Here is a 20,171-nt window from a genome sequence, read left to right as displayed (position 1 = left end):
GTTCAGGCGGGAATGACGCGGTCAGGAAGTTCCGCTACACGCGCCCGCCATGGCCAAGCTCTATTTCTACTACGCCTCGATGAATGCGGGGAAATCGACCACCCTGCTCCAGGCCGATTACAATTATCGCGAGCGGGGCATGGAAACGATGCTCTACACCGCCGCGATCGACGACCGCGCGGGCGTTGGCACCATCGCCTCCCGCATCGCGCTCGCCGCCCCCGCGCAAATGTTCGGGCCGGAAACGGATATCCGCGCGGAAGTGGAGGCGGAGCTCAAAAAGCGGCCGCTCCATTGTATCCTGATCGATGAAGCGCAATTCCTGACCCGCGCCCAGGTGTTCGCGCTCGCGAGCATCTGCGACGAACTCGGCATTCCCGTCCTCGCCTACGGATTACGGACGGACTTCCAGGCCAATCTCTTCCCCGGCAGCGCGCACTTGCTGGCGCTGGCCGACTCCCTCATCGAACTGAAGGCCGTCTGCGAATGCGGCCGCAAGGCGACGATGAACCTTCGGGTCGACGCCCAAGGCCATGCCGTCCGCGCCGGCGCGCAGACCGAAATTGGCGGCAACGACCGCTATATTGCCCTTTGCCGTCGCCATTTTATGGAACGGCTGAAGGCGGCCGAAGCGCAGCAACTCTCGCTCGCCATTGTGGGGGCCTGAACCGTGCATGGCTGGCTGATCATCGACAAGCCCCTGGGGCCGGGCTCCACGGACATCGTCTCCGCCGTGAAGCGCGCATTGCGGGCGGGCGGCTATACCAAGATGAAGGTCGGCCATGGCGGCACATTGGATCCGCTGGCGAGCGGCGTTCTTCCCGTGGCACTCGGCGAGGCGACCAAGCTTTCCGGGCGAATGCTGGACGCCGACAAGGTCTATGATTTCACCATCCGCTTTGGCGAGGAAACGAGCACGCTCGATGCCGAAGGAGAGGTGGTGGCGACGTCCGATGTGCGTCCGGCGCTGGCGGACGTGGAGGCGGTGCTGTCGCGCTTCACCGGCCCGATCGAGCAGGTGCCGCCCATTTATTCCGCGCTGAAGGTCGGGGGAAAACGCGCCTACGATCTCGCGCGGGCTGGGGAAGAGGTGACGCTGGCGGCGCGGCAGGTCACGATTCATTCGCTTTCTATCCTCCCACCCACCGCTAGTCCTGAGCCTGTCGAAGGACGGAACCAGCTGGAACGGGCTTCGACAGGCTCAGCCCTAGCGGGGGAGGGGGAATTGCGGGTTGATGAAATCACCCTCACCGCCCGCGTCTCCAAGGGCACCTATATCCGCTCGCTCGCCCGCGACATTGCTTACGCCCTCGATACGGTGGGTCACGTCACCATGTTGCGGCGGACCAAAGCCGGGCCCTTCACCCTGGAAAGCGCGATTTCGCTGGACAAATTGGGCGAAGCCGCTAAGGCGCGCGAGCTTGAACACATTCTCCTGCCATTGGCGGCGGGGCTGGACGACATCCCGGCTCTACCCGTCACGCCCGATCAGGCAGGGGCGCTCCGTCAGGGGCGGAAGCTGATCGGGTTTGCCGCGAAACCGGGGCTTCATCTGGCAATCGAGAACCATGTTCCGGTCGCTCTGGTGGAGCTTTGCGAAGAGGAACTTCGCGTGGTGCGCGGCTTCAATCTCTAGTTTTTGAAAGGAATGACGATGTCGGTTACCGCCGAACGTAAGCAGGAAATCATCAAGGACAACGCCCGCGCTGGCCAGGACACCGGTTCGCCGGAAGTGCAGGTGGCGATCCTTACCGAACGCATTTCGAACCTGACTGAGCACTTCAAGACCCACGCGAAGGACAACCATTCCCGCCGCGGTCTGCTGATGCTCGTCAACAAGCGCCGCTCGCTTCTGGATTATCTCCGCAAGAAGGATGAGCAGCGTTACCAGGATCTCATCGCGAAGCTCGGCCTTCGCAAGTGACGAAAGGGCGCCCACCGGGCGCCCTTCTGTTATTCTGGGCACTATGCCCAACCGTCACCCTGAACTTGCTTCAGGGTCCATCTTTCAGCCCAAGAGGGGCTGCGGACATGGATGCTGAAACAAGTTCAGCATGACGGTTCTACAGACAGTCCCGCAATCCGGCGGGGCGCTGAATGGGGTCGCGATAAAGCGCTCCGACCGGCGGCGGGCCGGACGCCCGCCACGCGGCCCACGACCTTGTGGGCCTCTATAGGCCCCCCGGACATCGGGTTCGGGGAGTGAAGGAAAAAATATGTTCGATACGAAGAAAGTAGAAATCGAGTGGGGCGGAAAGACCCTCACGCTCGAAACGGGCAAGGTTGCCCGCCAGGCCGACGGCGCGGTGATCGCGACCCTCGGTGAAACCGTCGTGCTTTGCGCCGTCACGGCCGCGAAGTCGGTGAAGGAAGGGCAGGATTTCTTCCCGCTCACCGTTCACTATCAGGAAAAATTCTCGTCGGCCGGACGCATTCCGGGCGGCTTCTTCAAGCGCGAGCGCGGCGCGACCGAGAAGGAAACCCTGGTTTCCCGCCTCATCGACCGTCCGATCCGCCCGCTCTTCCCGGAAGGCTTCTACAACGAAATCAACGTCATCGCCCAGGTTCTGAGCTATGACGGCGAAAACGAGCCCGATATCCTGGCGATGATCGCAGCGTCTGCCGCGCTCACCATTTCGGGCGTTCCGTTCATGGGCCCGATCGGCGCCGCCCGCGTCGGCTATCAGGACGGCGACTATCAGCTCAACCCCACCGACGAGATGGTTGCCGCTGGCGACCTCGACCTCGTCGTCGCCGCCACCGGCGATGCGGTCATGATGGTCGAATCCGAAGCCAAGGAGCTTTCGGAAGAAGTCATGCTCGGCGCCGTCGTGTTTGCCCACAAGGAAATCCGCAAGGTCGTCAATGCGATCATCGATCTCGCCGAAAAGGCCGCGAAGGACCCGTGGGAACTCAACACCGGTGACGACACGTCCGCGATCAAGGCGGAATTGAAGAAGCTGATCGGCGACGATGTTGCCGCCGCCTACAAGCTCACCAACAAGTCGGAACGCTCCAACGCCCTCAACGCCGCGCGCGCCAAGGCGAAGGAAGCGATGGCCGACAAGAGCCCGCAGGAGCAGATGGTCGCCATCAAGCTCGTCAAGAAGCTTGAAGCCGAAATCGTCCGCACCGCCATCCTGAAGGACGGCCGCCGCATCGACGGCCGCGACACGAAGACGGTTCGCCCGATCGTCGCGGAAGTCGGCTTCCTGCCGCGCACCCATGGCTCGGCGCTCTTCACGCGCGGCGAGACCCAGACCATCGCCACCTGCACCCTCGGCACCAAAGATGCCGAGCAGATGATCGACGGTTTGAATGGCCTCTCCTACCAGCATTTCATGCTGCACTATAACTTCCCGCCCTACTCGGTCGGCGAAGTGGGCCGCTTCGGCGCCCCGGGCCGTCGCGAAGTCGGTCACGGCAAGCTCGCCTGGCGCGCGCTGCACGCCGTGCTGCCGACGAAGGACGAGTTCCCTTATACGATCCGTCTCACCAGCGACATTACCGAGTCCAACGGCTCGTCCTCGATGGCGTCGGTCTGCGGCGGAAGCCTCGCGATGATGGACGCCGGCGTGCCGATCAAGCGCCCGGTCTCCGGCATCGCCATGGGCCTCATCCTTGAAGGCAAGGATTTCGCGGTCATCTCCGACATCCTCGGCGACGAGGATCATCTCGGCGACATGGACTTCAAGGTGGCGGGCACGTCCGAAGGCATCACCACGATGCAGATGGACATCAAGATCGCCGGCATCACCGAGGAAATCATGCGCACTGCGCTTGAGCAGGCTAAGGAAGGTCGCGCCCACATCCTCGGCGAAATGGCCAAGGCGCTCGACACGACCCGCACCGAGCTTTCGGCCCACGCGCCGCGTATCGAAACGATGCAGATCGACAAGTCGAAGATCCGCGAAGTCATCGGCACGGGCGGTAAGGTGATCCGCGAGATCGTCGCTGAAACCGGCGCCAAGGTCGACATTGACGATGAAGGTCTGATCAAGATTTCTTCGTCCGACCTCAGCCAGATCGAGGCCGCGAAGAAGTGGATCCAGGGCATCGTGGAAGAAGCCGAAGTCGGCAAGATCTATAACGGCAAGGTCGTCAACATCGTCGATTTCGGCGCGTTCGTGAACTTCATGGGCGGCAAGGACGGCCTCGTCCACGTCTCCGAAATGAAGAATGAGCGCGTGGAAAAGCCGACCGACGTCGTGTCCGAAGGCCAGGAAGTGAAGGTCAAGGTTCTCGAAGTCGACAGCCGCGGCAAGGTTCGCCTGTCGATGCGCGTCGTCGACCAGGAAACTGGCGAGGAGCTGGAAGATACGCGCCCGCCCCGCGAGGAGCGTCCGCGCGGTGAGCGCAGCGACCGGGGCGGCGAACGCCGCGACCGTGGCCCGCGCCGTGATGGCGAAGGCCGTGGCGATCGTGGCGGTCGAGGCCGTGGTGGAGATCGTGATCGCGGTCCGCGCCGCGAGCGTTCGGACGACAATGGTCCGGAGCCGGAATTCGCGCCCGCTTTCCTGAAGCGCGACGACGACTGATTAATCCAGGTTATCCTGAAATGGGAAAGGGGCTCCTCGTGGGCCCCTTTTTCGTTTCTAAGCCACTGAAACACCTTACAATTTTAGTTTGAAGCGCTACATTTTGAGAGACTCGAGCATATGGGGGGCTTCGAGTTAAAGGCTTCGCCGCGTTTGCTCCCTTTTTCGCGGCGGAGCCTTTTTCATTCCTCTCCCATCGTCATTGCGAGCGCAGCGCGGCAATCCAAGGGTTCCGAACCTAGTCGCGCGATGTATTGCTTCGTCGCTACGCTCCTCGCAATGACGAGGTAGGTTACTCTCCCGTAGCTTCATTCACGGCCACATCGCCTTCAACCTCATTCCCGAAGTCCGCAAATTCCTCGTTGAGGTCGGCTTCCGCCTGCGCGACGCCATTCGCCGCCTCGGCCTCCAGTTCATCGGCGCGGTTGGTAAGGTCCGCTTCCAATGCCTTGGCGCGGTTCTCAACGCTCTCCGGCTCGCTTTCCGAACAGGCGGCCAAGGTGAGCAGGGCAGCTGCAATAACGATGTGTTTCATTGAAATCTCCCTCCACGTCTTTCGTCAGCATGACCGATGCGCATGGGAAGGAAAAGGGGCTGGAGCTTCCATTCGCTCGACAGCCGCAAAAAGAGGTCGGGGGATTCTGTTGCCCGGCTCCCCCGGGGCCGCTGGTTTCCACTTCTGTTACCCGGTGTGGTCCCTACCGTGCTTTTGTCTGATATAACCTAAACCGTGAGGTCCGGGTTACGCAGCAATAGCAAGAGCCTCGTTATCGTTGGCACTTGTGTGTTGTGAGCCTTGAACGGGTTACTCAGCCCGGATGAAAACTGCGCTTTTCAATACACGTCGATCCTAGTTCGGCCCCATCAGGACCGGCCTAAAAGGCCGATTTTGGTGGAGCCGCCGGGTACCGCCCCCGGGTCCGCTGCATCTATTACACGCCGCATTTTATCATCATAGCCGGACGAATCCGGCACCATGAATATAGGCTCATTCCGCCGGATTTGAAGGGGCTCCGCGCGCGGTGCGCAGTTCGTCCCGGATTTCGCGCAGCAGCGCGACGTCCGCCGGTTCCGCCGCCTGTGGCACATCCTTGTCCGGAAGCACGCGTTTGATACTGCGGACGAGGAGGTAAATGAGGAAAGCGACGATCAGGAAATTGACCGCCGCCGTCGCGAAATGGCCATAGCCGATCATCGGCACGCCCGCTTCCTTCAGCGCCGAATAATTGTTGGGATCGCCCGCGAAATTGGCGGGTAGGGCGCCGAGCCGCAGAAAATAATTGGAGAAATCGAGGTCGCCGACCGCCCATCCGATCAGCGGCATGACGAGATCGTCGGTCAGCGAGGTGACGATCCGCCCGAACGCGGCGCCGATGATGACGGCAACGGCCAGATCGATCACATTGCCGCGATTGATGAACGCCTTGAACCCCTGAAGCATTTCGTTCCTCCATTGCGAACGGCCGGGCGACAGACTAACTCAGGATGAACAGCGTTCAAGGAGGAACGATAAATGCGCTCGAAGACCCTGATGAGGATGTTCCTTGTACCCACCGCGGCGGTGTCGCTTTCGGCATGCGGGGTGAATTCCATCCCGACTGCGGAAGAGGACGTGAACGCCAAATGGGGCCATCTCCAGTCCGAATATCAGCGCCGCTCCGATCTCATTCCCAACCTTGTTCGCACGGTGCAAGGCTATGCCGCGCAGGAAAAGGGCGTGCTGACCGAAGTCACCAATGCCCGTGCCCGCGCGACGCAGGTTCAGCTGAACGCGGCTGATCTTGACGATCCGGCCAAGGTGAAGGCGTTCAATGATGCGCAGTCGCAGCTCGGCTCTTCGCTCGGCCGCCTGCTTGCGACCGTGGAGGCCTATCCGGATCTCAAATCGAACCAGAACTTCCTGACGCTGCAAAGCCAGATCGAGGGCACGGAAAATTCGATTCTTGTCGCCCGCCGCGATTATAATGAATCGGTTCAGGCCTATAACACCCGCATCCGCACCTTCCCCGACCTGATCGGTGCCAAGGTGATTTACGGCGCCACGCCAAAGACCCCGTTCGAAGCATCGGCAGGCGCACAGAACGCGCCGACTGTCGATTTCGGCAACGGCCAGTAATTTCATGGCCCTACACACCGCTAGTCCTGAGCCTGTCGAAGGACGGATCCAGCTGGAACGGGCTTCGACAAGCTCAGCCCTAGCGGTGTGGGGGGTGCTGCTTTTTCTCCTGCTCGCGCTCATCGCGTCGCCCGCCTTTGCGCAGGAATTCCCCAAGCTCACCGGGCGCGTCGTCGACAACGCCGATCTGCTTCCACCTCAGGACGAAGCCGCTTTGACGCAGAAGCTGGAGGTGCTGGAGAAGAATAGCGGCCGCCAGTTCGTCGTCGCCACCGTGCCCGATCTTCAGGGGCGGACGATCGAGGATTATGGTTATCGTCTCGGCCGCACTTGGGCGATCGGCAGCGCGAAGAAGGATGACGGCACGATCCTGCTCGTCGCGGTGAAGGAGCGGAAGATACGCATCGAAACGGGCTATGGCGCGCGGCCGGTGCTGACCGACGCCGTCTCCAGCCTCATCATCCGCAACTTTATCACGCCTGCCTTCAAGGACGGCGATTTCGCGCGCGGGATCATGGAGGGATCCGATCAGATCATCGACATGCTTCAGTTGCCGGAAGCGGAAGGCCGCGCTCGCGCCGCGCAAATTGCGGCCGAACAGGAGGCCGATGACAAGGCGGCGCTGCAGATCGTCTTTTGGGTGTTCGTCGTTATCATCCTGTTCTTCGTCATCATCGGTAGCTTCGTCTACCGCATGGGCAAGAAATATGGCCGCAAAGGCTCCAGCGTCTGGATGTGGGGGGCGGGCAGCGGTTGGACGAGTTCTGGCTCCGGATGGGGCAGCTCCAGTTCTTGGGGCTCCGGCGGTGGCTGGGGCGGTGGTGGCGGCGGCTTTTCCGGCGGCGGCGGGTCGTTTGGCGGCGGTGGCGCTTCGGGGGGATGGTAATGCTGCGTTTCAATGAAGCCGATCACGCGCTGGTCACGGCTGCTGTTGCTGATGCCGAGCGCAAGAGCGACGGCGAAATCGTAACGATCGTCGCCGAGCGGTCGGACAGCTATCATGACGCGGCGCTCCACTATGCGGTTGCCGCGATGCTGCTGGTTCCAGCGCTGATCGCTTTCCTGCCGCAAGGCACGGTCGACGGGATAAGCGCCATGCTGCTCGGCTGGGATGCTGAGCTGACTCGTTTCTCGCTGATGACCTGGATCGCCACCTTCCAGATCGGCCTGTTCCTGCTCGTCCGCTACGGCCTTGCCTGGATGCCGCTCCGCATGGCCCTGACGCCCGCCCGCGCTAAGACGCGCCGGGTGCGCCGCCGCGCCATCGCCTTGTTCAAAGCGAGCGCCGAGCATCGCACTTTGGGCCGCACCGGTATTCTCCTCTACGTGTCGCTTCGCGAGCATCGTGCGGAAATCGTCGCCGATCAGGCCATTCACTCGAAAGTCGCACCGGAAATCTGGGGCGAGGCCATGGCGGTACTCGTCGACAACCTGAAGGCGGGGCGGCCGGGCGAAGGCGTGGCGAAGGCGGTAGAGGCGATCGGCGCCGTCCTTGCCCAGCACCTGCCCAAGACGGTCGAGGATACGAACGAACTGCCCGACCGGCTGATCGAGCTGTGACCGTCCCGGGGCTGACGGGCGATCCGCAAATCGTCTGGCAGGGCAAATATGTGACCGCGATCAAGGACGGCACGTGGGAATATGTCTCCCGCGCCGGCGGCGTCAGCGCGGCGGTGATCCTCGCGGTGGATGACGGCCATGTCATCCTGGTCGACCAATATCGCGTGCCCTTGGGCCGCCGCTGCATCGAGCTTCCCGCCGGCCTGGTCGGCGATGAAAGCGCAGGCGAAACGCCGGTCGACGCCGCGGTGCGCGAGCTTGAGGAGGAAACCGGCTATCGCGCGGAGCGGATGACGGAGCTCGGCTATTTCCACTCCTCGCCCGGCATGCTGTCGGAAGGCTTCACCCTCTTGAAAGCCGAAGGCCTCACCCGCGTCGGCGCGGGCGGTGGCAATCATGACGAAGATATCATCGTCCACCGCGTGAAGCTGGACGGCGTGCCCGCCTTCCTCGCCGCCAAGCGCGCGGAAGGCGCGGCCGTGGACGTCAAGCTGCTGCTCCTGCTCGGCAGCCAATATCTATAATCGTCATTCCGGCAATCGTCATTCCGGCGGAAGCCGGAATCTCATGACGGAAAGGCGCGGTCTCTTCCCGAGATCCCGGCTTCCGCCGGGATGACGGCGTAGGATTTACCGGAAATTGTCGGCGTAGGACTGAATCTTCAGCACCGGCGCCGCGGCGGGCACGACATGATAGTCGATGCCGTTGCGGTCGGCATAAGCCTTAGCCTCGTCCAGCGACTTGAAGGACAACTTGACCTGCGTCTGCGTGTCGGCGCCGCCCGCCCATCCGGTCAGCGGATCGGCCTGGCGCGGGCTTGCCGACTCGAATTGCAACACCCATTCCTGCGCGCGGGCACGCCCCGATTGCAGGGCATTTTTCGAACGCTGGAAGATACGCGCGGCCATCATTTCGTCCTTTGAAGGTATTAGGCCCGAGTGGCGCGAACAGCGATTCCCGTCAAGCCCGTAAGCCCTCCCCTCGATGGGAGAGGAACTATGAACGCTGCGCCGCCTTCTTCGTCCGGAGCGTCGGATCAGCCCCAGCCGGATCCTCCGGCCAAGGATGCTTGGGATAACGCCCGCGCATTTCCTTGGCGACGTCCTTCCAGCTTCCCGCCCAGAAACCGGGCAAATCCTTCGTCGTCTGGATCGGCCGCCCGGCGGGTGAGGTGAGGCTGAGGATCAGCGGCGTCGTCCCGATCATCGGATGGGCGGACAGGCCGAACAAGGCTTGGACGCGGACTGTAACTGTGGGGCCGCCTTCCGCTTCGTAATCGATGGCGTGGCTGCTCCCCGCTGGCGTCGTGAAGCTGGCCGGAGCAATGCGGTCCACCGCCTTCCACCCCTCCCAGCCGAGCAGCATATCGAGCGTGCCCGACAGGGCGCCGGGATCGATATCGGTAAGGCGGCGCTTGCCCGTCGCCAGCGGCGGCAGCCAATCGTCGAGCGACGCCAACAAAGCGTCATCGGAAAGATCGGCAAGGTCCGGCTGGACCGTGCGGGCAAAGGCGGTGCGCGTGCGCAATTGCCGCGCGTTTTCGCTCCACGGCAGGAGATCGAGCCCATGGAGCCGAACGCCCTCGACCAAGGCGGCGGCAATCGCCTCCGGACTGGCCTTCGCATCGCCGCCTTCGGAAAGCATGATCGCGCCGAGCCGCCGTCCGCGTGTCGCCGACACCCCGCGTGTCGCAGAATCGAAGAGCAGTTGCGCGCCCGTCTCGATGCGATCGGCGAAGAGCGCTTCAACAATCGTCTCGTCGATCGCAGCGGCGGAAAGAATACGCGCGCCCGAGGCTGCCCCGCCAACCTCAGCAACGGCGAGCCACGCTTCACGCGCAAGCGGGCTTGCCGGATCGAGCACGAAGCCGCGCCCGCCAGCGGAAATCCAGCTCGCCCCATCGGCCGAGCGCCGCTTCGACAGCCGATCGGGAAAGGCAAGGGCGATGCACCCTCCAAGAATCTCGTTCGTCCCGAGCGAAGTCGAGTGGCGCACTTCGGACTCTGTGCCAGTGCCCCTCGACTTCGTTTCTTCGAAACGAAGTTTATCCTGAGCGCCTGCTTTGGCAGGCAGTCGAAGGGCTCGGGACAAACGGACCTCCGAAAGCCACCGTTTCGCCAACCCCCGCGCCGCATCTGCACGTTTTCCACGCTCGCCCCGCCACCGCCGCAGCCGCAGTTCCAGATCGGCGTCATTCCCGCCGAGCCCCCGTTCGGACAGCAGCACCGCCACCTCCGCCGCTGTCTCGCCCCAGCCGCATTCGTCGGCGCGGATCAGCATATGGGCGAGCCGCGGCGGCAGCGGCAGACGCGCAATAGCTTGGCCATGCGCGGTTGGCCGTCCGTCCGTATCAATGGCCTCCAGCGACAAGAGGCGCCTCTTGGCTTCCGAAATGGCTGCGGCTGGCGGCACGTCCACCCACTTCAGGTCGCGCGGATCGGCAATGCCCCAGATCGCGCAATCGAGCGTCAGGGCGCTCAAGTCGGCCTCAAGGATTTCGGGCGGGTCGAAGCGGGGCAGGCCCGCCGTCGCGGCCTCTTCCCACAGGCGATAGACAATGCCCGGCGCCTGCCGCCCCGCGCGGCCCGCGCGCTGGGTGACGGCGGCCTGGCTCGCCCGCTCCGTAACGAGCCGCGTCATCCCCGCCGCACGGTCATAGCGCGGGCGGCGGGCGAGGCCGCTGTCGACAACCACCCGCACCCCGTCCAGCGTCAGGCTGGTTTCGGCGATAGAAGTGGCGAGCACGATCTTGCGCACGCCGGACGGCGGCGCGGCGATGGCGGCGCGCTGCTGCGCGGGCTCCAGCGTACCGTGCAGCTTATGGACCTCCGCCGCGACACCCTCCAGCCTCTCCGCCGTGCGTTCGATTTCCGCGACGCCGGGCAGGAAGGCGAGGATGCCGCCCTCGCTCTCGCGCAGCGCCGTGCGGATCGCGGCCGCCATATCCTCCTCGATCCTTTTTTCAGAGGACCGGCCGAGATAGACATGGGTGAGCGGGTGCATCCGCCCCTCGCTCTCGATCACCGGCGCGCTGTCCATCAGCGCGGAAAAGCGCGCGCCGTCCAATGTCGCGGACATTGGCAGGATGCGGAGGTCCGGCCGCAGCGCCACCTGCGCGTCGAGGGCAAGAGCCAAGCCGAAATCGCTGTCGAGGCTGCGTTCGTGCACCTCGTCGAACAGCACGGCGGACACGCCCGCCAGCTCCGGATCGGCCTGGATGCGATTGCGGAAAATGCCTTCGGTGACGACAAGGATGCGCGTCCGCGCCGATCTTTTGCTGTCGAGCCGCGTCGCATAGCCGATCGTCTCGCCCACCTTCTCGCCCGCAAGCTCCGCCATCCGCTCCGCCGCCGCCCGCGCCGCAAGGCGCCGGGGAGAAAGGAGCAAAATCTCGCCCGTACACCAGGGTTCGGCGAGGAGCGCAGGCGCCACCGCCGTCGTCTTCCCCGCACCCGGCGGCGCGACGAGCACGGCGCTTGAGCGGTCGCGCAAGGTCGCGAGGAGATCGGGAAGGACGGCATGGATGGGAAGAGTCACGCGGCACCCCTTAACCCACTCCGTTCGTGCTGAGTAGGGACTGAGCTTGTCGAAGGCCCCTATCGAAGCATTCAGCGTCAAGCCCTTCGATACGCCGTTTCGACAAGCTCAACGGCTACTCAGGGCGAACGGATATCCCCAATGCGGGGGACTTAATAAGCCCGCGAAATCGCGAACTCGACGGCCTCGATCAGCGCCGATTTCGCCGCGCCCGAAGGGAAAGGCCCGAGCGCGTCAATCGCGCGCTGGCCGTAATGGCGGGCGCGCTCCAGCGTGTCGTCCAGAGCGCCGGTTGCGCGGAGAAGGCCCGTCGCATGAGCAAGGTCCGCGTCCGAAACCTGGTCGCCTTGCATCGCCGCCTTCCAGAACTGCCGATCCTCCGCACTTCCCCGCGCATGCGCAAGGATGACGGGCAGGGTGACCTTGCCGTCGCGGAAATCGTCGCCGACGCCCTTGCCCATGGTTTCGGCGTCCGACGCATAATCGATCGCGTCGTCGATCAGCTGGAAGGCGATGCCGAGGTTGCGGCCATAGGAATCGAGCGCGTCCTCGACGCCCTCGTCCCGTTCTGCGACCACGGCGGCGATGCGGCACGCGGCGGCGAAGAGGGCTGCGGTCTTGGCGTTGATGATCGCGAGATAATGGTCCTCGGTCGTCTCGACGCGGCGTTGGGCGGTCAGCTGGTCGACCTCGCCCTCCGCGATGATGTTGGACGCGCGGCTCAGGATGCGGAGCACCTTCAGGCTCCCGTCCTCGACCATCAGTTCGAAGCTGCGCGAGAAGAGGAAATCGCCGACCAGCACGCTCGCCGGATTGCCCCAGATGATGTTGGCGGTGCGCTTGCCCCGGCGCAGGCCCGAACCGTCGACGACATCGTCGTGAAGGAGGGTCGCCGTATGGATAAATTCGACGGCTGCGGCCAGCTTATGATGCCGCGCGCCGCCATAATCGAGCAGGTTCGAGCAGGCCAAGGTCAGCATCGGCCGCATCCGCTTGCCGCCGCCCGCGATCAGATGGCCCGCAAGCTCGGGGATGAGCGCGACTTCGCTTTGCATCCGCTCCAGGATCACGGCATTCACGCGATTGAGGTCGGCCGACACGAGATGGATCATCGCGTCGAGGGAAGGCGCGGCCTTGGCGCCGATGGAGTGGATCGTTGCTGTCACGACGCTTGGCCTGTGCCGGGATCAGGTCAAAAAGGCAAGCCTGCCTGCCCATAAACCGTCACTCAGGAAGCCGGGGTCTCGCGACGGGAGCGAGCTTCATTCGGCCTGAGATCCCGGCTTCCGCCGGGATGACGGGTTGGGTCAGGTGCCGTGGTTCACTGCCACCGGCAGCTTCAGCCGCACCAGCAGGCCGCCCAGATCCTCGCTCTCTTCCAGCGCCACCGAACCGCCGTAAATCTGCGCGACGTCGCGGACGATGGCCAGGCCGAGGCCGGTGCCAGGCTTTTCGGTATCGAGTCGCGCGCCGCGCTCGAAGATGGTGCCGCGTTCGCCCTCCGGAATGCCCGCACCGTCATCCTCGATCTCGATCTCCACGCAATCGTCCGTTTCCTTCACCGTCACGAACACGCGGCCGCCGCCATATTTGGCGGCATTTTCGATAAGGTTGCCGAGCATTTCGTCGAGATCCTGCCGCTCGACGCGCGCCGCGGCGGTTTTGACGCCGGCAAGATCGATCGTGACATGCTCGTAGAGGCGGTCCACGGCCCGCTCGACCGCCTCAAGCGACGGCCAGACCTCGGCGCGCGACTGGGCGGTGGCGCGGCGGCCGATGGCGCGGGCGCGGGCAAGGTGATGGTCGACCTGGCGCCGCATCGTGGCGGCTTCGCGGATCACGGTCGGCGCAAGGTCCGGGCTGTGCGCGGTCGCTTCATTAGTGATGACAGTGAGCGGCGTTTTCAGAGCATGGGCGAGGTTCCCGGCATGGCGCCGCGCTTCTTCCGCCTGCACCTCGACGTGGGCGAGGAGGTCGTTCAATTCCTCGGCCAATGGCGCGATCTCGCTCGGCAGGCGCACTTCGATGCGGCTCTTCTCGCCGGACTTGATGTCGGCAATCGCCTTGCGCACGCGCCGGAGCGGCCATAATCCGTAAAAGGCCTGCAGCGATCCAAGCACGATCAGGCCGAGGCCGAGCACCGCGAAGGACCGTACCAACGTCCGACGAAGCACCGCGATCTGCTCGTCCAGCCCCTCGCGGCTTTGCGCGACCTGAAAGCGCCAGCGCACCTTCGATCCGGGAATTTGCACGTCGCGCTCCAGAACGCGCAGCATTTCCGGATCGAATTCGGGACTGTCATAAATGTGGACATCGGTGTCGCTGTGCGCACCGCCGATGCGCAGCCGGCGATCCCATAGCGAGCGCGAAGGCAAATCCTGAAGCTCGCGCTGCTCCGCGGACAGGCTCTGGTCGCCGCTAATCTGGTAATAGAGCCCCGAATAGGGCTCCAGGAAACGCTGATCGGCGGGTGCGCGATTGAGGAACACCTCGCCATCCGGACCGATCTCGGCCGACGCGATCAGCGCGGAGAGCACATAATCGAGTTGGGAATCGAAATTGCGCGTGATGGCGGAGGAGAGCACCCGATCGAGGCCAAAGCCGCCCGCGCTCAACAGAATAACAATCCAGATCGTCGAAATGCCGATCATCCGGCGCGTCAGCGATCCGGTGGATTGCGGGTGGCCCCTGCTTTTCATGCGAAACGGAAGGCGCATGGATGCCCTTATCCGTCACCCTGAACTTGTTTAAGGGTCCATAGCGACACCAACGCGTGGCCCGAAGATGGATGCTGAAACAAGTTCAGCATGACGATGTCGCGCTTCATGCACCCGGATCTTCGAGCGAATAGCCAAGTCCGCGGATCGTAGTGATCACGTCCTGGCCTAGCTTCTTGCGGATACGCGTCACGAATACTTCGATCGTGTTCGAATCGCGGTCGAAATCCTGATCGTAAATATGTTCGATCAGCTCGGTCCGGCTCACCACCTTGCCCTTGTGGTGCATCAGGTAGGAGAGCAATTTATATTCCTGCGCGGTGAGCTTCACCGGTTCCCCGGCTAGCGTCACCTTGCCGGACCGCGTATCGAGCCGCACGTCTCCAGCGACCATTTCGGTGCTGGCATTGCCCGACGCGCGGCGGATGAGGGCGCGTAGCCGCGCGATCAGCTCTTCTGTCTGGAAAGGCTTGGCGAGGTAATCGTCGGCGCCGGCATCGAGGCCCGCCACCTTGTCCGACCAGCTGTCGCGCGCGGTGAGGACGAGGACGGGCACCTTCATGCCTTCCTTGCGCCAACGGTCGAGGACGGTCAGGCCGTCAATCTCCGGCAGGCCGAGGTCGAGGATGATCGCGTCATAGCTTTCGGTGGAGCCGAGATAATGGCCGTCCTCACCATCGGTGGCCAGATCGACGGCATAGCCCGCGCCTTCCAGCGTGGCGCGGAGCTGGCGCCCCAAATTCGGTTCGTCTTCGACGATGAGAACCCGCATGCAGCAATCCTTAATCGTGGCGTCGCATCAATATCGGCGCAACAACCGCGATTGCCAATGGGTTCCTGAACGAAACGTTACGCAGACGGGATGAAATCAGTTTCCGGAGTGGCCGATCACCTGCCCAGTGCGCGCATCGACATCCACCCAGATCACCCGGCCGTTGCGCATGAACTTCAGACGATAGACGCCGCCCGACATTTCCGGCCCGAGATAATCGGCGCCCCGCATCCGCGGCAGAACGCGCGATTCGATCTCACGCAGGGACAGGGCCTTGCCTTGCTTGCGCGCTTCATAGGCCTTGTCCTGATCGCGGTCGCGGTTCTGAGCCTCGACTGCGGACACAGGCGTGGCGATGAAGCCAAGAGCCAGGAAGGAAAGAAGGATACGCGATACCATGGACACTGCTTTTTTAAATGACTGTTCGGGGCCGCTTTTATGCCGAGCGCATTGAATAGGTTATGAATGGCGCCGAAGAATCATATTCAGGCTTCTCGTTACGGTCTCGTAAATAGGCAAGCGTTTTCCAATCCACGGCGGTTCGGCGCAAGCGGGAATCTCATGACGAGTAGGGCGCGTTTTCGCCCTGCGACCCCGGCTTTCGTCGGGGTGACGCATGTGGATTGTTGAGCCCGTCCCCCTCTCCCCCTATGTGCCCCCCATGGCAGCACCCGTCCTTACCTATGAAAAACTCGGCCTCCAGCAGGGGAGCGGCTGGCTCTTTCGCGGCATCGACCTGTTCGTGGGCGAGCGCGACCGGCTGGCGCTGATCGGCCGCAACGGCGCGGGCAAGACCACCCTGCTCAAATGTCTCGCGGGCGTGATCGAGACGGACGAGGGGCGGCGCACCATCCAGCCGGGCACCAAGGTCGTGATCTTGGAGCAGGATCCCGACGTCTCGCCATTCGCCACGCTTCGCGATTTCGCGATTGCGGGCGATGATGCGCCACCCGTCCACGAAGTCGAAGCCATTGCCGACCAGATCGGCATCGACCTTGGCCGCGAAGCCGCCACGGCGAGCGGGGGCGAACGCCGCCGAGCCGCCATCTGCCGCGCGCTCGCGCAGGAGCCCGACGTGCTCCTCCTCGACGAGCCCACCAACCATCTCGATCTCGCCGCCATCGAATGGCTGGAAGACTGGCTCGGCCGCTATAAGGGCGCCTTCGTCGTCATCAGCCACGACCGGACCTTCCTCAAACGCCTCACCCGCTCGACCCTCTGGCTCGACCGGGGCAATCTGCGCCGCCAGGAAATCGGCTTTGGCGGCTACGACGCTTGGGTCGAAAAGGTCTATGAGGAAGAAGCGCGCGCCGCCGAGAAACTGGACGCGAAACTGAAGCTCGAACTCCACTGGCTGCAGCGCGGCGTCACCGCCCGGCGCAAGCGCAACCAGGGCCGCCTCGCCAAGCTCCACGAAATGCGCGCCGTCCGCGCCTCCATGCTCGGACCCGCGGGCACCGCCAAGCTCGCCATCGAAAATGACGATGTGAAGACCAAGACGGTAATCAATGCCGAAAAGGTCGTGAAGCGCTTCGGGGAGCGCGTGATCATCAAGGACTTCACGCTGAAGATCCAGCGCGGTGACCGCATCGGCATCGTCGGCGCGAACGGCGCTGGTAAGACGACCTTGCTGCGGCTCCTCACCGGCGAGATCGAACCCGACGAAGGCACCGTCTTTCGTGCCAAGACCCTCGACGGTGTCGTCATTGACCAGCAGCGCAAGCTCCTCGACCCGCAAAAGCGCGTCCGCGACATCCTTGCCGACGGCGGCGACTGGGTCGAGGTGCGCGGCGTCAAGAAGCACGTGCAGGGCTATCTCAAGGAATTCCTCTTCGCCCCCGAACTGATCGACGCGAAGATCGGCACGCTTTCGGGCGGCGAACGCTCCCGCCTTCTCCTCGCCCGCGAATTCGCGCGGCGCTCGAACCTCCTCGTCCTCGACGAACCGACCAACGACCTCGACCTGGAAACCCTCGACCTCCTTCAGGAAGTGATCGCGGATTATGAAGGCACGGTCATGATCGTCAGCCACGACCGCGACTTCCTCGACCGCACCGTGACGATCACTTTGGGCCTAGACGGCTCCGGCACCGTTGACGTCGTCGCGGGCGGTTATGAAGATTGGGAACGACAGCGTAAACAGACCGCCCAATCTCGTTCGTCCCGAGCCAAACCGAGGGACGCAGAACCAGCCGATGTCGCCGCCCCGGACGAACGGAAATCGAAACCGGCGAAGCTCACCTACAAGGATCAGCGCGACTACGATCTGCTTCCCGGCAAGATCGAAGAACTGGAAGCAGCCATCGCCCGCGACGAGGCCGAGCTTTCAAACCCCGATCTCTACACGAAAAACCCGGCCCGTTTCGCCGCCCTTACCAAGGCGATCGAACAAGCGCGCACCGAACGCGACGCCGCCGAAGAGCGCTGGCTCATGCTTGCCGAGCAGGTTGAAGCTTTGACGGATCGATAAGCCGAGCGCCTAGGGTCCAGACCCTAGTCCAGCATCGCTTGAACGGCGCTGAGGTCCAATTCCTCAAAAGCGGCACGCAAGGGAACAAGCTGCTTGTTGATCCCGCCTCTTGGATGTTCCTTCACCGAGAAGGTGATCACCTGCGCCGAGGTCTTCGGCTTGCCGGTAAAGAAGGCAGGGTCCAATTCCGTCAGCGGACGCGCGTTGCGATCGTTGCATGGGGCAGGCCGACTGGACGCTTCGCACGCCTGGGCGGCACGTTGCTTGGGCGTCAATGCCGCCAGTTCGGCCTTCGTTTTTTCCAGGGTTTTTCTGGTCGCTTCCATATATATGGCATCGCCTCCCCCGGCGAGATTGGCCTGGTCCTCTGCAATCACCAATTGGTAAAATCGTTCGGTGGTGAGCGGGCGAAACGGCGCGTGCCCGGGTTTGTGCAACATCACATAGCCGGTCCCATTGCGCGAATAGGTCGTCACTCCGCCTTCCGTGCGCAGGTCGGCAGGCGCGGTGAATGCATTGCGCCCGCCATCGGCACGCGGCGATCCCAAGCCTTTAAAGTCATTGATCCAGTAGGTCAGCGTCGGCCCTTCGCCATCGCCCGGATATTCGCCCTGCGCATTGGGCTTGGAGCGGCCGATATTGATGAAGCGCAGCAGGATTGAACCCGTGGCAACATCCGGCCCGGGAACGCGGCCAAGCGGCCCCGGTGGCCCGACCTGGACGCTCGCACCCAGCGCAAAACCCCGCCGGTCCCGCAAGGCCTCGCTGCCGAGCAGCATGTCGCGGATCTTGACCGCTTTCAGATGCAGAGGTGTCTTTTCCGACGGCGAAGGTGTGGTCTTGGAGTTATTATATCCAATGTCGAGGCGCCCCTTCGCCGCTGCCGATGCAGCATCTTGGGACTGAGCCCAAAGCGGCGCGCCCGCAAAAGTGGCGGCAATCGCCAACATCGTTCTGATGTTCATGATCTTCCTTTAGAACTTAGCAATTCGTGTTATCGAAGCCCACGCGCTACTTGTTCGGTAAAGCAGCTATGAATTTACGCTGCTCAGCCGTTAAGCCTCCTCGATCTCCCGCAAGTGTATATACTATTTGCTGAAGATAAGCGGTGTCTGGGATGCCTCCTGGATTTGTGCTTCGTTTGACCTTCGCGGGAATTTTCTTGTTCTTCAGAAGGTCGAAAAGCTCGAGAAAATCTTTTTCCTCTGTCACCGGGCCGACGCGGTATCGCGACGACGGAGCGCTTCCGCTACGTGAATTGTTCAGGCAGTATAAGTAGAGTAAATTGTAAGAAACAGGCTTGGCCGGCACGACGATTGATGCACGTTGGATCAACATGCCGTGTTGAGTGTCCGTAGTTTCGGATTCCATAATCAAGCCCGGCGGAAAATCGACGGTTACCGGTTTGCCGGTTGTGTTGCGGAATTCGAGACATAATTGCACCAGATCGCCGCTGCCATACTCGACAGGAGGTTCCTCATCCTCCTCGTTCCGGCACTTCTCCCATTCGAATATGCTGGTTCCGGGAATGGGCTGCGCGATGGATACGCCGGCAGGGAGCACAAGCGGACGCCCTTGTGGAGGCAGGTCGCTGGACATGAAGCCGGGGCGGCGACCAGAGCTGTCCTTACGCGGCGCAGCAGTTGCTTCCCGCTCGTTGCATGCTGCAGTCACGATAACGCAAGCTAGAACAGCTTGCCAAATTGCGCGATAATTCATGATAAGTCTCTGAAAAGAAGTAAGTCGGATATTACTTGTTTGGCAGGGCAGCGATAAACTTACGATCTTCTGCACTCAGACCTTTGTCGCTGGTAAGGTGGCTGACCGCTGTCTGAAGCATGGTATTTGCTGGAAACATCGCGCCTGCCGCATTCGTTGGCTGATCCCAAAGCTTCGCGGGTATTCGCTTGTTCTTCAACAGCTCGAACAGCTCGACGAAATCCTTTTCTTCAGTCACCGGACCGAGCCGATAACGGGAGGCAGGGCCGCTTACGCCTCTCGGCGCGTTCAGACAGTACATATAAAGCAAGCTGTAATGTACGCTTTTAGCCGGTACCACGATCGAGGCACGCTGGACAAGCATGCCGTTCTGCGTGTCGGTGGTTTCAGATTCCATGATCATGCCAGGAGGAAAATCGACTGTGACCGGCTTGCCGGTGGTATTGCGAAATTCCAAGCATAGTTGCACGGAATCGCCGCTGCCGTGCTCTTGCGGGGGATTGTCGCCATCGTCCTCATTCCGGCATTTTTCCCACTCAAACATGTTGATACCCGGGATCGGCTGGACGATCGATACCCCGGCGGGCAGGACGAACGGACGTCCTTTTGGCGGCAGGTCGCTGGCGCCAAAGCCGGGCCGATAATCGGCATTCGGGTCGTTGCGGACGGCCGCGACCGCATCTCGCGCCCCGAAGGTTGCGAGGAAAAGGGTGCAGCACAGAAGAAAACCGGCGTTTCGCAA

Annotated in this window: 20 protein-coding genes and 1 other RNA gene; 9 read left to right on the top strand and 12 right to left on the bottom strand. The window is 62.7% G+C overall.

Features of this window, described 5'->3' with window-relative positions:
• Nucleotides 1-49 precede the first annotated feature (49 nt).
• The 4 genes from C7I56_RS11875 to pnp all read left to right on the top strand — a co-directional run bounded on the left by C7I56_RS11875 (nucleotide 50) and on the right by pnp (nucleotide 4,538).
• On the top strand, nucleotides 50-667 hold the full coding sequence (locus C7I56_RS11875) for a thymidine kinase (protein WP_106640836.1): 618 nt from the start codon (nucleotides 50-52) through the stop codon (nucleotides 665-667).
• A 3-nt stretch (nucleotides 668-670) separates the two neighbouring features.
• Complete coding sequence (gene truB, locus C7I56_RS11870) at nucleotides 671-1,636, top strand: tRNA pseudouridine(55) synthase TruB (protein ID WP_106640835.1); 966 nt, start codon at nucleotides 671-673, stop codon at nucleotides 1,634-1,636.
• Between the two features lie 18 nt (nucleotides 1,637-1,654).
• Complete coding sequence (gene rpsO / locus C7I56_RS11865; protein WP_106640910.1) at nucleotides 1,655-1,924, top strand: 30S ribosomal protein S15; 270 nt, start codon at nucleotides 1,655-1,657, stop codon at nucleotides 1,922-1,924.
• A gap of 292 nt (nucleotides 1,925-2,216) precedes the next feature.
• Entirely contained in the window at nucleotides 2,217-4,538 is a 2,322-nt protein-coding gene (pnp, locus tag C7I56_RS11860) for a polyribonucleotide nucleotidyltransferase (RefSeq protein ID WP_106640834.1), read from the top strand.
• Between the two features lie 292 nt (nucleotides 4,539-4,830).
• On the opposite strand, the gene C7I56_RS11855 is transcribed toward pnp, so the two are convergent.
• The 3 genes from C7I56_RS11855 to mscL form a co-directional block, all read right to left on the bottom strand.
• Complete coding sequence (locus C7I56_RS11855) at nucleotides 4,831-5,073, bottom strand: hypothetical protein (RefSeq protein ID WP_106640833.1); 243 nt, start codon at nucleotides 5,071-5,073, stop codon at nucleotides 4,831-4,833.
• Between the two features lie 133 nt (nucleotides 5,074-5,206).
• Nucleotides 5,207-5,549: a transfer-messenger RNA gene (gene ssrA, locus C7I56_RS11850) on the bottom strand.
• Nucleotides 5,527-5,979, bottom strand: a complete 453-nt coding sequence (gene mscL / locus C7I56_RS11845) for a large conductance mechanosensitive channel protein MscL (protein ID WP_158703128.1) — start codon at nucleotides 5,977-5,979, stop codon at nucleotides 5,527-5,529. The genes ssrA and mscL overlap by 23 nt, the downstream gene beginning before the upstream one ends.
• A gap of 72 nt (nucleotides 5,980-6,051) precedes the next feature.
• On the opposite strand from mscL, the gene C7I56_RS11840 reads away from it, so the two are divergent.
• From C7I56_RS11840 to C7I56_RS11825, 4 genes are all read left to right on the top strand, one after another.
• Nucleotides 6,052-6,654: a LemA family protein gene (locus C7I56_RS11840; RefSeq protein WP_106640832.1), complete on the top strand. Its 603-nt coding sequence runs from the start codon at nucleotides 6,052-6,054 to the stop codon at nucleotides 6,652-6,654.
• Nucleotides 6,655-6,748: 94 nt separating this feature from the next.
• Complete coding sequence (locus tag C7I56_RS11835; RefSeq protein WP_342587711.1) at nucleotides 6,749-7,540, top strand: TPM domain-containing protein; 792 nt, start codon at nucleotides 6,749-6,751, stop codon at nucleotides 7,538-7,540.
• Complete coding sequence (locus C7I56_RS11830; RefSeq protein ID WP_106640830.1) at nucleotides 7,534-8,214, top strand: TPM domain-containing protein; 681 nt, start codon at nucleotides 7,534-7,536, stop codon at nucleotides 8,212-8,214. The genes C7I56_RS11835 and C7I56_RS11830 overlap by 7 nt, the downstream gene beginning before the upstream one ends.
• On the top strand, nucleotides 8,211-8,738 hold the full coding sequence (locus tag C7I56_RS11825) for an NUDIX hydrolase (RefSeq protein WP_245409704.1): 528 nt from the start codon (nucleotides 8,211-8,213) through the stop codon (nucleotides 8,736-8,738). The genes C7I56_RS11830 and C7I56_RS11825 overlap by 4 nt, the downstream gene beginning before the upstream one ends.
• A gap of 105 nt (nucleotides 8,739-8,843) precedes the next feature.
• Here the strand turns inward: C7I56_RS11825 and C7I56_RS11820 are convergent, their stop codons facing one another.
• The 6 genes from C7I56_RS11820 to C7I56_RS11795 all read right to left on the bottom strand — a co-directional run bounded on the left by C7I56_RS11820 (nucleotide 8,844) and on the right by C7I56_RS11795 (nucleotide 15,639).
• Nucleotides 8,844-9,122 (bottom strand): ETC complex I subunit, encoded by a 279-nt coding sequence (locus C7I56_RS11820; protein WP_199792409.1) that lies wholly within the window; start codon nucleotides 9,120-9,122, stop codon nucleotides 8,844-8,846.
• Nucleotides 9,123-9,210: 88 nt separating this feature from the next.
• Complete coding sequence (gene hrpB, locus C7I56_RS11815) at nucleotides 9,211-11,751, bottom strand: ATP-dependent helicase HrpB (protein ID WP_106640828.1); 2,541 nt, start codon at nucleotides 11,749-11,751, stop codon at nucleotides 9,211-9,213.
• A gap of 152 nt (nucleotides 11,752-11,903) precedes the next feature.
• Complete coding sequence (locus tag C7I56_RS11810; RefSeq protein WP_425352398.1) at nucleotides 11,904-12,917, bottom strand: polyprenyl synthetase family protein; 1,014 nt, start codon at nucleotides 12,915-12,917, stop codon at nucleotides 11,904-11,906.
• Between the two features lie 141 nt (nucleotides 12,918-13,058).
• Nucleotides 13,059-14,468, bottom strand: coding sequence for a sensor histidine kinase (locus C7I56_RS11805; protein ID WP_425352397.1), 1,410 nt, complete (start codon nucleotides 14,466-14,468; stop codon nucleotides 13,059-13,061).
• A gap of 106 nt (nucleotides 14,469-14,574) precedes the next feature.
• Complete coding sequence (locus tag C7I56_RS11800; protein WP_106640827.1) at nucleotides 14,575-15,240, bottom strand: response regulator transcription factor; 666 nt, start codon at nucleotides 15,238-15,240, stop codon at nucleotides 14,575-14,577.
• Nucleotides 15,241-15,336: 96 nt separating this feature from the next.
• The gene (locus C7I56_RS11795) at nucleotides 15,337-15,639 is read right to left on the bottom strand and encodes a PepSY domain-containing protein (protein WP_106640826.1); all 303 of its coding nucleotides are present in this window, start codon (nucleotides 15,637-15,639) and stop codon (nucleotides 15,337-15,339) included.
• A 262-nt stretch (nucleotides 15,640-15,901) separates the two neighbouring features.
• On the opposite strand from C7I56_RS11795, the gene C7I56_RS11790 reads away from it, so the two are divergent.
• Nucleotides 15,902-17,710 carry an ABC-F family ATP-binding cassette domain-containing protein gene (locus tag C7I56_RS11790; RefSeq protein ID WP_106640825.1) on the top strand — a complete coding sequence of 603 codons (1,809 nt, stop codon included), beginning with the start codon at nucleotides 15,902-15,904 and terminating at the stop codon, nucleotides 17,708-17,710.
• Between the two features lie 23 nt (nucleotides 17,711-17,733).
• On the opposite strand, the gene C7I56_RS11785 is transcribed toward C7I56_RS11790, so the two are convergent.
• From C7I56_RS11785 to C7I56_RS11775, 3 genes are read right to left on the bottom strand one after another with little or no spacing between them, the layout of a single operon-like run.
• Nucleotides 17,734-18,675 (bottom strand): hypothetical protein, encoded by a 942-nt coding sequence (locus C7I56_RS11785; RefSeq protein WP_158703127.1) that lies wholly within the window; start codon nucleotides 18,673-18,675, stop codon nucleotides 17,734-17,736.
• Between the two features lie 46 nt (nucleotides 18,676-18,721).
• Complete coding sequence (locus C7I56_RS11780; protein ID WP_158703126.1) at nucleotides 18,722-19,429, bottom strand: hypothetical protein; 708 nt, start codon at nucleotides 19,427-19,429, stop codon at nucleotides 18,722-18,724.
• Between the two features lie 31 nt (nucleotides 19,430-19,460).
• Nucleotides 19,461-20,171, bottom strand: a complete 711-nt coding sequence (locus C7I56_RS11775; protein ID WP_158703125.1) for a hypothetical protein — start codon at nucleotides 20,169-20,171, stop codon at nucleotides 19,461-19,463.

Source organism: Allosphingosinicella vermicomposti (assembly GCF_003012815.1).
Taxonomy (GTDB): Bacteria; Pseudomonadota; Alphaproteobacteria; order Sphingomonadales; family Sphingomonadaceae; genus Allosphingosinicella; species Allosphingosinicella vermicomposti.
This window is presented reverse-complemented; position numbering and strand designations above follow the sequence as displayed.